Source organism: Streptomyces sp. NPDC057438, from assembly GCF_042802995.1.
Classification (GTDB): domain Bacteria; phylum Actinomycetota; class Actinomycetes; order Streptomycetales; family Streptomycetaceae; genus Streptomyces.
In genome coordinates this window covers 36,524-47,507 of record NZ_JBHVDD010000081.1, presented here as the reverse complement: position 1 = coordinate 47,507, position 10,984 = coordinate 36,524, and the positions used below count along the sequence as shown (strand labels likewise).

The window sequence follows — 10,984 nt, the reverse complement described above, 5'->3', positions numbered from 1 at the left end:
CGTGCCGTGGGGCTGGGAGGGGGTGCCCTCGGACCGGGGGAAGAACTCGTACCAGGAGCCGAACAGGGCGCGTTCGCGCTCCACCAGCAGGGGCAGGGGTTCGGAGGAGGTGACCAGCTCCCGCAGGGGGTGGCGGGCCAGGACCTCGTCCACCTCCGGCGCCAACGCCGCCGCCAGCCGGTCGGCGACCGGGAGGGTGTCGTCACGGAGTTTCCGTACGGCTGCCAGCAGCACCGCGTGCAGGTCCGCCTCGGGCACCCCGGCGGCGGCGCGCGCGTAGAGTTCGGCGCCCTCCTCCAGGACGAGCCCGGAGTCGATGCCGGCCGGGATCTTGATGCGGGCGGTGTGGCGCCAGGTGGCGACCGGGTCGCTCCAGGCCTCGACGCGGTACGTCCACCGGCCGACGGCGGTCGGAGTGACGCAGGCGCCCCATCGGTCGGTGCCGGGGGCCAGTTCGCGCATCGGGGTCCACGGGGCCGGGCGGCCCTCCGGATCCTTGAGCACCACATTGGCGGCGACCACGCCGTGCCCCTCCCGGAAGAGCGTCGCGGTGACCTCGAAGGTCTCGCCGACGACCGCCTTCGCGGGACGCCTGCCGCACTCGACGAGCGGGCGGACGTCCCTGACGGGGACGCGGCCGAGGGCCGGGGCCGGGATCGGACTCATGGGTCTCACCTCCGCCGTGCTCGGGATCGGCGCTGGGCCGAACGGGTACTGAACGGGTCCTACCGCCCCGCCGCGAAACGCTGCCCGGACGGCGGACCGCGTCGGGCGGAACGGGGCGTGCCGGGCTGGTCCTGACGGGTCTTGCCGGTCTGCTCCTTACGGCTCCTGCCGTGCTGCTCCGGCTGGGGGCGGCCGGTCTGCTCCTTACGGCTCCTGCTGTTCTGCTCCGGCTGGGGGCGGCCGGTCTGCTCCTGGAGATAGGCGGGCAGGCTCGTCTGCAGATAGCGCTCGGCGGCCGTCACGGCCTCGCGGGCGCACCGCTTGCCCATCAGCACGCACAGCGTGTAGCCCGAATCCTCGAAACTGTCCCGGGCCGCGCGGTCGGTCGGGGACGCCAGCATCGCGCGCTCCCAGGTGCGGTAGCGCCGCAGATGTCTGGCCACCTCGTTCTTGGCGGGCAGCAACATGCGCTGGTCCCTCCCGGCACTCTCGACGGAGCACGCTTCCCGTGGGAGGTCGTGCACGGAGGGGCACCGGCGCCTCGCGGGGCCGATGCCTTCACTCATGGTGCACAGGTGGCGACCGGGCGTCTTGTTGGCACTTCAACTACCTTGGCGGACGCTCGTGTTGCACGAATGGCGTAGCACTCCCACTCTGGGAGCTGACTCAGAAGTGATCGGTGCTCACGCTTCGTGCTCATGGGGCGGGAGCTTCGCCGGTGAGGAGCCAACGACGATGAAGACCGCAGTGCCTCGCTACTACCACCTCGACGTGGAGGTCGGTCCCGAACGGGTCGGCCAGGTCAAGCGCATCCTGGCCGCCCACCTCCGGTTCTGGGACCTGGAGACCCTCGCAGGAACCGTCTGCCACAGTGCCGAACTGCTGCTGCGCGCGATCGACGAACACGCGACGGACAAGAACACCTCGATCGAGATGTGGTGGAACGGCCAGCACCTCATCGCGGCGGTCGGCGCGAACGACCGGGAGATGCGCCCGGACCGGGAACTGCGCCCCTGCCTGACCCGTATCGCCGCGCTCAGCGACGGCTGGGGCTGTTGTACGACGGCCGCCGGCAGCACGGTCGTCTGGTTCACCCAGCGGGCGCCGGTCGACCAGGGCGTTCCCCTGGTCCCCACCGTGCCCGAGCCGGCCCTGCGCGAAGTGCTCCAGGTCCCCCGCGAAACGCATGTCGCCCTGCTCGCCGGAGTGCCCGGCGACGAGACGGCGGACCCGTGCGAGGCCGCGCGGTGACGCTGCGACCGGACCGGACAGGGGTGCCCGTGTGGACCGGGCACCCCTGTCCGCTGGGTGCCTCCTTCGACGGCACCGGCACCAACTTCGCGCTGTTCAGCGAAGTCGCCGAGCGCGTGGACCTGGTCCTCGTGGACGATGACGGCGCCCACCGACCCGTCCCGCTCACCGAGGCCGACGGATTCGTCTGGCACGGCCACCTCCCCGGCGTCGGGCCCGGACAGCGCTACGGCTACCGCGTGCACGGCCCCTGGGACCCCGCCGCCGGCCACCGCTGCGACCCGGCCAAGCTGCTGCTGGACCCCTACACCCGGGCCGTGGACGGGCAGACGGACAACCACCCCTCCCTGTACGAGCCCGGTGGCGACAGCGCCGGACACACCATGCTCGGCGTGGTCACCGACCCGTACTTCGACTGGGGCGAGGACCGCCCGCCCCGGCGGGCTTACGCCGAGACCGTCATCTACGAGGCGCACGTCCGCGGCCTCACCCGCACCCACCCCGAGGTGCCGCCCGAACTGCGCGGCACCTACGCGGGGCTGGCCCACCCCGCCGTCGTCGAGCACCTCACCTCGCTGGGCGTGACCGCGATCGAGCTGATGCCCGTGCACCAGTTCGTCCAGGACGGCGTCCTGCTGGACCGCGGCCTCACCAACTACTGGGGCTACAACACCATCGGGTTCTTCGCCCCGCACAACGCCTACGCCGCCCACGGCACCCGGGGCCAGCAGGTCACCGAGTTCAAGTCCATGGTCAAGGCCCTGCACGCGGCCGGCCTCGAAGTGATCCTCGACGTCGTCTACAACCACACCGCCGAGGGCAACGAGAAGGGCCCCACCCTCTCCTTCCGCGGCCTCGACAACTCCTCGTACTACCGGCTCGTGGACGGCGACTGGGCCCACTACTACGACACCACCGGCACCGGCAACAGCCTGCTGATGAGGCACCCGTACGTCCTGCAGCTGATCATGGACTCGCTGCGGTACTGGGTCACCGAGATGCACGTCGACGGGTTCCGCTTCGACCTCGCGGCCACGCTGGCCCGGCAGTTCCACGAGGTGGACCGCCTCTCGGCGTTCTTCGACCTGATCCAGCAGGACCCCGTGATCAGCCGTGTCAAGCTGATCGCCGAGCCGTGGGACGTGGGCGAGGGCGGCTACCAGGTGGGCAACTTCCCGCCGCTGTGGTCGGAGTGGAACGGCAAGTACCGGGACGCCGTACGGGACTTCTGGCGCGGGCGCCCGCACACGCTCGGCGAGTTCGCCTCCCGCCTCACCGGCTCCGCCGACCTGTACGAGCACAGCCGCCGGCGCCCGCGCGCCAGCGTCAACTTCGTCACCGCGCACGACGGATTCACCCTGCGCGACCTCGTGTCGTACAACGACAAGCACAACGAGGCCAACGGCGAGGGCGGCCGGGACGGCGAGAGCGTCAACCGGTCCTGGAACTGCGGGGTCGAGGGGCCCACCGACGACCCGCGCGTGCGCGCGCTGCGCTCCCGTCAGCAGCGCAACCTCCTGGCCACACTGCTGCTCTCCCAGGGCATCCCGATGATCGGGCACGGCGACGAGTCGGGCCGCACCCAGCTCGGCAACAACAACGCCTACTGCCAGGACAACGGGATCTCCTGGCTCGACTGGCGGCCGGACCCCGAACGCGACGCGCTCCTGGCGTTCACCCGCGGCCTCATCGCGCTCCGGGCCGCGCACCCGGTGCTGCGCCGCCTCCGGTTCTTCCGCGGTGACACACCGACCCGCGCGGACCAGCCGCTGCCCGACCTGGTGTGGCTGCTGCCGGACGCCGCCGAGATGACCGACGCCGACTGGGACCGATCCGACGCGCACGCCGTGGCCGTCTTCCTCAACGGCGACGCCATCGCCGAACCCGACCCCCACGGCGGCCGGGTCGTCGACGACTCCTTCCTGCTGCTGCTCAACAGCCACTGGGAGCCGAGGGAGTTCCGCCTGCCGGGCACCACGTACGGCGAGCGGTGGGCGAGCCTCCTCGACACGGCCGCGGAGCCGGACGGCGTCCCCGACGAGACGGAGCACAAGGCGGGCGCGGCGATCACCGTCGAGGCCCGGAGTCTGGTCCTGCTGTCCCGGCCCTGCCGGGGCACCTGACCCGGGCCGGGGTCCGGCGCGGGTCAGCGCCTGGTGCGTGAGGTGATCGTGAACTGGGCCCCGTCCGGGTCGCGCAGCACCGCCTCGTCCGCGTCGTGCGCCAGGATCGTGCCGCCGTGGTGCTCGGCGGCCTCGACGCAGGCCGCCACGTCGGAGACGGAGAAGTGCACCTGCCAGTGCGGACGGATCGTGGGGTCCGGCGCGGCCTCCAGCGCGCCGGAGGTGATCCGGGCCACGGCCTCGCCCTCGCTGCGCAGCACCACCTCGTTCCCCTCGTAGTGGACCTCGCAGCAGCCGGGCTTCTCGGTGGCCCACTCCAGGACCTCGCCGTAGAAGATCGCGGCGTCGAAGGCGTCACGGGTGTGCAGCCGGATGAAGGCGGGGGCGGCCTTGCGCCAGGTCTCCCAGTCGGTGAACAGGGCGCCCTCCCAGATCCCGAAGGAGGCACCGTGCCGGTCGGCCAGCAGGGCCGCCCGGCCGGGCGGGAAGGACAGGGGGCCGACGGCGACCGTGCCGCCGCGCTCCCGGGCCCGGGACGCCGCCGCGTCCGCGTCGGACACCGCGAAGTACGGGGTCCAGGCCACCGCCATCTGCCACAGGGACGCCACCCCGGCGATCCCGGCCACCGGCACCCCGCCCGCCAGCGCGATCCGGAAGTGGTCGCCCAGTTTGGCCGTACGCCATCGCCAGCCCAGCACGGCGGCGTAGAAGTCCTCCGTGGCCGGCAGGTCCCGGCTGGTGAGGGTCACCCAGCAGGGGGCCCCGAAGACGGAATGGCTGGAGACGACGTGCTCCGCGCCCCCGAAATTGCTGTCGCTGTTCATGGCAGTCGCGTCCTGGTCTCGTCCGCCGGCACACCCCGGCCGCACTCCAGTGTCCAACCGGATCCGGGGCCGGCGCGCGTCGAGTACCCCCGAGTCGGCGTTCCGATCCCGGTGGGCGGGCGATCTTCGGACGACCGTTCGGGTGATGACCAGGAGCTACGGGCCCTTACCGGGTGCCCACGCCGCGCGCATGCGCCAGGAGGCCGATCAAGGGAAAATTCTGCCCATGGCCGACACAACGGAACGTTCCGGGCCCGGGCCGGGCGCATCCGGCTCCGCCGCGCCCCACCAGACACTCGCTCTCGTGGCGATGATGTTCGCCGTGTCGATGACGTTCATCGACCAGACGATCGTCGCCATCGCGGCCCCCAGCATCGTCGACGAACTCGGTCTCTCCTCGTCGGGCATGCAATGGGTGGTCAACGCCTATCTGCTCGCCCTCGCCGCGTTCTTCGCGCTCGGCGGGCGGCTCGCCGACATCCTCGGTCACCGACGGATGGCGGTGACCGGCACCCTGCTTTTCGTCGTCTCCTCCGTACTCTGCGGCTGCGTCCCCGACGACGGTTTCGCGCTGGGCTGGCTGATCGCCTTCCGGGCCACGCAGGGCCTGGGTGCCGCGCTGATGTTCCCCGCCGCGCTCGCCGTCGTCATCGCCGTCTTCCCGGTCGACAAGCGGGGCCGGGCCCTCGCCCTCTTCTTCGGGCTGACGGGCGCCCTCACGGCGCTAGGCCCGCTGCTCGGCGGCTGGCTCACCGGCTGGACCTGGCGGGCGATCTTCTGGGTCAACGTGCCCGTCGCCATCGTCGCGCTCGTCCTCACCGCCCTCGCCCGCATCCCGCACCAGGCCCGCCGTGAACGTCTCGACGTGCCCGGCGCCGTGCTCGTCGCCGTCGGCATGGGGCTGAGCGTGCTCGGCCTGCAACAGGCCTCCGCCTGGGGCTGGAGCAGTGTGGCCACCTGGGCCTGCATCATCGGCGGGCTCGCGGTCCTGGTGCTGTTCTGCGCCTACGAACTGCGCGTCGACGAACCGCTCATCAAGCTCCACGTCTTCCGCGACAAGGCGTTCAGCGTCGACGCGGCGGTCCTGTTCTTCGCGATGCTCGCCTTCGTCCCGCTGTTCTTCTTCGCCTCGGTGTACGCGCAGGTCTCGCTCAGCGCCTCACCCAACCAGGCCGCGCTGTTCCTGCTGTACTTCTTCATCGGCTTCGCCATCGCCTCCCAGTGGGGCGGCCGGATCCTCGACGAACGCGGCGCCCGGCCCGCCCTGAAGCTCGGCACGGCCCTCGGCGCGGTCGGCTTCGCCCTGTGGGCGAACAAACTGACGGACCTCTCGATGCACGACCAGTGGCCCTACGTCGCCCTCGCCGGCGCCGGCATCGGCTTCCTGCTCGCGCCCGCCTCGACCGACGCCGTGAACCGCTCCCTCAACGCCTCGTACGGCGAGGTCACCGGCATCACCCAGACCGTCCGCAACTACGCGGCCGCCGTGGGCCTCGCGGTGTACGGCACGATCCTGACGCACGTCACCACCGACAAGGTGGTGGAGACGCTCACCTCGAAGGGGGTGCCCGACGCCACGGCGCGGGACGTGGCCCGTGACATCTCCGAGTCGGTCACCGGCAATCCGGACGGCCAGGCGCCGAGCGGCGAGGGCCCCGTCGGCACGGTGGTGCGGGACTCGACGGACGCCATCCGCATGGACTTCGCCGAGGCCAACCAGTGGGTGTTCTACGGGATGGCCATCGCGCTCGGCATCGGCTTCCTGTGCGCGCTGCGGCATCCGGGCACCCGCGTCACCGAGGAGAAGCGGACCCCCGACCGGCAGCCCGTGCACCACTGAGGCCGGACGGCGGGGCGGCCCGGGAAGCCTGCTCCCCGGGCCGTGCCGCGCGGCGTCCTACGTCGACTCCCGCCGCACCAGTTCCGTCGGGAGGATCACCGCCGCCGGGTCCTCCCCGCCGATCTGGGCCAGCAGCACCCGCACCATCTCGGTGCTGATGCGGTCGTAGGGCTGGCGGATGGTGGTGAGGGCGGGAACCGCCTCGGTCGCCGCCGCCGAGTCGTCGAAGCCGCCCACGGCCACGTCCTCGGGAACCCGGCGCCCCGCCCGGCGCAGCGCCGCCAGGGCGCCCTGCGCCATCAGGTCGGAGGCCACGAACACGGCGTCCATGTCGGGGGCCCGCTCCAGCAGCAGGTCGGTGCCCGCCTCGCCGCTGGCCCGGCTGTAGTCACCGGAGACGATGAGCCGCTCGTCGATCCCGATGCCCGCCTCCCCGAGGACCTCCTTGTACCCGGCGAGACGGTCGACGCCGCCGGGGGTGTCCAGCGGCCCGGTCACGACACCGACGCGGCGGCGGCCCAGCGACAGCAGATGGCGCACCATGTCCCGGGCGCCGTCCCGGTCGTCGGCGGCCACATAGCTCACCTTGGAGCCGGGAGTCATCGGCTTGCCGCACTGGACCAGGGGGATGCCCGCCTCGCGCAGTTCCCGGGCGACCGGGTTGCCGGAGTGGCTGGACACCAGCAGGACCCCGTCGACGTGGCCTGCCGTGATGTAGCGGGTGATCCGGCGCCGCTCGTCCGCCGTGCCGGCCACCATCAGCAGCAGGGGGATGTCGTGCGCGGCCAGGGCCTGGGTGCAACCGCGCAGCAGCACGTTGAAGTTGGGGTCCTCGAACAGCTTCTCCTGCGGTTCCGTCAGCAGGAAGCCGATCGAGTCGGAGCGGCCCGTGATCAGCGAGCGGGCGTGCCGGTTGACGACGTAACCGGTCTTCCGGATCGCGGCGTTGACCGCCTCGGCTGCCGTCGGGCTGACGTAGTGGCCACCGTTGAGCACACGCGAGACCGTCCCCCGGGAGACTCCCGCCTCGCGCGCCACATCGTGAATGGTCGGCGCCCTGCGCCTGCCCCCGGTGTTGCTCATGGTCATGACTTTACGGCTCCGGAGAGCAGATCGAGGCTCCAGAAGCGCTGCACGACCAGGAAGAGCGCGATCAGAGGGATCACCGCGAGCAGGGCGCCCGTGATCACCAGGGTGTAGAGCGCCGGGGTGTTCGCGCCCTGTTCGAGGAGGGTGAACAGGCCCAGGGTGATCGGGAACTTCTCGTCGTCGCTGAGCATGATGTACGGCAGCAGGAAGTTGTTCCAGACCGCCACGAACTGGAACAGGAAGACCGTCACCAGGCCCGGGACCATCATCGGCAGCGCGACCCGGGCGAAGATCCGCCACTCGCTCGCCCCGTCCATCCGCCCGGCCTCCACCACGTCGGCGGGGACGGCGGCAGCGGCGTAGATCCGGGACAGATAGACGCCGTACGGGGAGAGGATCAGCGGCAGCAGCACCGACCAGTGGCTGTCCGCGAGGTCCGCCTTCGCCATCAGCAGGTACTGCGGGATCGCCAGGATCACCGGCGGCATCAGCACGCCCGCCATCAGGACGTTGAAGACGGCCTCGCGGCCCCGGAAGCGGTAGATCGCCAGCGCGTAGCCGCTGATCGCCGAGACGGCGGTGGACAGCAGGGCGCCGAGACCGGCGTAGAGGGCGGAGTTGCCCATCCACTGCCAGTAGATGCCGTCGCGGTAGGCGTTGAGGTCGGACAGGTTGTCCGAGAAGCCGGTGCCCGGCAGGAAGGTGAAGGTGGAGAACAGCTCACTGCCCGACTTGGTGGCCGCGATCAGCACCCAGGCGACGGGCAGCAGACAGTAGAGCGCGCCCAGCAGCAGGGTGAGCGTCGGGACGAGCGCGATCCGGCGGCGCAGCGGCGGGCCCTGGGCGGTGCCGGGCGTGGTGCCGGTCGCCGGGGCGGCCTTGCGGACGGCAAGAGAACTCATCGTGCTGCCTCCTGCTTCTGACGGGAGTTCGCGGCCCTGAGGAAGCCGAAGGAGAGGACCAGGGTCGCCACGGCGATGATCACGGCACCTGCTGCCGCCGAGTGGATGTCACCCTCGCCGAACGCGTCCCGGTACACCTTCATCAGCGGACTCCACGTGGTGGAGACCGAGTTGGTGAGGGGCTTGAGGGTGGTGGGCTCGCTGAACACCTGGAGTGTGGCGATGATCGAGAAGAAGAAGGTGAGCACCAGCGAGGGCGCCACCATCGGGATCTTGATCCGCAGGGCGATCTGCAGCGGGCTCGCGCCGTCGAGCTTCGCCGCCTCGTACACCTCGGCCGGGATCGCCTGCAGCGAGGTGTAGATGACGATCATGTTGAAGCCGGTGCCGCCCCAGATCGCGATGTTCGACAGCGCCGCGTACAGGCCGCCGCCGTCCAGCAGGTCCGGCTGGGGGAGGCCCAGCTTGTCCAGCAGGAAGTAGAAGGGGCTGACGTCGGGGAGGTAGAGGAAGCCCCAGAGCAGGGCCGCCACGACGCCCGGGACCGCGTACGGCAGGAAGATCGCCAGCCGGGTGAAGGGGGCAAGGCGCACCTTGTCGCTGTCCACCATCAGGGCGAGGACCAGCGCCAGGCCGAGCATGACCGGGACCACGATCGCGCCGTAGCCGAGGACGCGCAGGGCGCCGGCCAGCAGCTCGGAGTCGGTCAGCGCGTCGGTGTAGTTCTCGATGCCCGCCCACACCTCGCTGCGCGCGCCCGAGCCGAGGCCGAGCCCCTTGACCTGCACCTTGTGGAGGCTGAGCCAGACCGCGTAGCCGATCGGGAGCGCGAAGAAGAGTGCGAACAGGATCGTCGCGGGGAGGAGGAAGGCGTACGGGGCCCCCTTGACCCCGTACGACCTCCGGCGTGCCGTTGTCACTGAGCGACCTCGAAGCCCTGCTTCTTCATGTCGGCGACCGTGTCGTCCTGCATCGTCCTCAGGGCGGTGCCGAACCCCGACCTGTTCTTCGCGGCGGCGCCGAACGCGTCCTTGAAGGTGGTGTACGCGACGTTCACGTTCGGGCCCCACGCGGAGGGCGCGGTCGTCTTCGCGATCTCGGAGGCGACGCCGTAGAAGTCGGCCTGGTTGGAGAAGAAGGCCGGCGGCTGGGCGAACGCGTCGCTGGTCTGCGCGGTGGTGGCGGCCGGGTAGATGCCGCCCTCCTTCGCCAGCGCCGTCAGCGCGTCGGGGTCCGTGTTCAGCCAGGTGGCGAACTTCGCGGCGGCACCCTTGTTCTTCGAGTCCGTGGTGACGGCGGTCGAGGAGCCGCCCCAACTGCCGGTGGTGTTCTCCGAGGCCGACCACTGCGGCAGCGGCGCCACCTTCCACTTGCCCTTGGTGTCGGGTGCGGCGGTGGTCAGCGTGCCCGGCGCCCACACGGCGCTGACCCAGGCGATCTGCTTGCCGGTGTTCAAAGCCTTGTTCCAGGCCGGGGTGTACATCGGCTGGTTGTCGACGGCGCCCTCCTTCACCAGGCCGCCCCAGAAGTCGGCGACCCGCCGGGTGGCGGTGTCGTCGATGCCGACCTTCCACTTCTGGCCCTCGGTGGTCCACCACCGCGCGCCCGCCTGCTGGGCGAGGCCGGCGAAGAGGCCGGAGTCGTTCGCGGAGAACGTCGTCAGATCGATGTCCGCGTCCGCCTTCTTCAGCTTGCGCGCGGTCTCGGCGAACACGTCCCACGTCTTCGGAACGGTGAGGCCGTACTTCTTGAAGAGGTCCTCGCGGTAGTAGAACATCATCGGCCCGATGTCCTGCGGTATCGCGTACACGGCGTCCGAGCCCAGCGTGGTCTGCTGCCAGACACCGGTGGCGAACTTGTCCTTCGCGTCGCCCGCCTCGCCCGCGATGTCGGCGACGGCGTCATTGCTGACCAGCGTCGGCAGTGCCTGGTACTCGGCCTGCACCAGGTCGGGGCCCTTGCCCGCCTTGTGCGCGGTGAGGATCTTGGTGACCAGGGTGTCGCCGGAGGCCTGCTTCTTCACCGTGACGGTGATCTGCTGCTCCTTGCCGGGACCCTTGTTCCACAGGTCCACGACCTTGTCCATGCCCGGCGTCCAGGTCCAGTACGTCAGCTTCGCGGGCCCCGCCTGGGACTCGCTGTCGTCGTCGGACCCGCCACAGGCGGCGAGTGTGGTGGCGCCGAGCGTGACGGCGACGGCGGTGGCCACGAAACGCCCGTGCTTCGTGATGTTGGGCATGGATCCTTCTCCCCTGACCTGGGTCCTCGGCTGCTGCGAGGACCGTGCCA

The 10,984-nt window shown here is 71.0% G+C and carries 10 protein-coding genes; 3 read left to right on the top strand and 7 right to left on the bottom strand.

Annotation, left to right across the window (positions count from 1 at the left end; all coding sequences use genetic code 11):
• Both ACFU5F_RS32945 and ACFU5F_RS32940 read right to left on the bottom strand, forming a co-directional pair.
• On the bottom strand, nt 1-666 hold a 666-nt coding region (locus ACFU5F_RS32945; protein ID WP_383895288.1), incomplete at its 3' end, for a maltotransferase domain-containing protein.
• 59 nt (nt 667-725) lie between these two features.
• The gene (locus tag ACFU5F_RS32940) at nt 726-1,133 is read right to left on the bottom strand and encodes a DUF5133 domain-containing protein (RefSeq protein WP_383895285.1); all 408 of its coding nucleotides are present in this window, start codon (nt 1,131-1,133) and stop codon (nt 726-728) included.
• 268 nt (nt 1,134-1,401) lie between these two features.
• On the opposite strand from ACFU5F_RS32940, the gene ACFU5F_RS32935 reads away from it, so the two are divergent.
• A complete protein-coding gene (locus ACFU5F_RS32935) occupies nt 1,402-1,917 on the top strand; it encodes a pep a2 (protein WP_383895283.1) in 516 nt (171 codons plus the stop codon).
• 23 nt (nt 1,918-1,940) lie between these two features.
• Nucleotides 1,941-4,040, top strand: coding sequence for a glycogen debranching protein GlgX (gene glgX, locus ACFU5F_RS32930; protein WP_383895280.1), 2,100 nt, complete (start codon nt 1,941-1,943; stop codon nt 4,038-4,040).
• Nucleotides 4,041-4,063: 23 nt separating this feature from the next.
• On the opposite strand, the gene ACFU5F_RS32925 is transcribed toward glgX, so the two are convergent.
• Nucleotides 4,064-4,864: a VOC family protein gene (locus tag ACFU5F_RS32925; RefSeq protein WP_383895277.1), complete on the bottom strand. Its 801-nt coding sequence runs from the start codon at nt 4,862-4,864 to the stop codon at nt 4,064-4,066.
• A 226-nt stretch (nt 4,865-5,090) separates the two neighbouring features.
• Between ACFU5F_RS32925 and ACFU5F_RS32920 the strand changes: the two genes are divergently transcribed.
• Nucleotides 5,091-6,704, top strand: coding sequence for an MFS transporter (locus tag ACFU5F_RS32920; RefSeq protein ID WP_383895275.1), 1,614 nt, complete (start codon nt 5,091-5,093; stop codon nt 6,702-6,704).
• Nucleotides 6,705-6,761: 57 nt separating this feature from the next.
• On the opposite strand, the gene ACFU5F_RS32915 is transcribed toward ACFU5F_RS32920, so the two are convergent.
• Genes ACFU5F_RS32915 through ACFU5F_RS32900 form a run of 4 tightly spaced genes read right to left on the bottom strand, consistent with a single transcriptional unit; the run spans nt 6,762 to nt 10,934 of the window.
• Nucleotides 6,762-7,793: a LacI family DNA-binding transcriptional regulator gene (locus ACFU5F_RS32915; protein WP_383895272.1), complete on the bottom strand. Its 1,032-nt coding sequence runs from the start codon at nt 7,791-7,793 to the stop codon at nt 6,762-6,764.
• Nucleotides 7,790-8,695 carry a carbohydrate ABC transporter permease gene (locus tag ACFU5F_RS32910; protein ID WP_383895269.1) on the bottom strand — a complete coding sequence of 302 codons (906 nt, stop codon included), beginning with the start codon at nt 8,693-8,695 and terminating at the stop codon, nt 7,790-7,792. Before ACFU5F_RS32910 ends, ACFU5F_RS32915 begins: the two co-directional genes overlap by 4 nt.
• Entirely contained in the window at nt 8,692-9,615 is a 924-nt protein-coding gene (locus tag ACFU5F_RS32905; RefSeq protein ID WP_383895266.1) for a carbohydrate ABC transporter permease, read from the bottom strand. The genes ACFU5F_RS32910 and ACFU5F_RS32905 overlap by 4 nt, the downstream gene beginning before the upstream one ends.
• Complete coding sequence (locus tag ACFU5F_RS32900; protein WP_383895263.1) at nt 9,612-10,934, bottom strand: ABC transporter substrate-binding protein; 1,323 nt, start codon at nt 10,932-10,934, stop codon at nt 9,612-9,614. The genes ACFU5F_RS32905 and ACFU5F_RS32900 overlap by 4 nt, the downstream gene beginning before the upstream one ends.
• Nucleotides 10,935-10,984 lie beyond the last annotated feature (50 nt).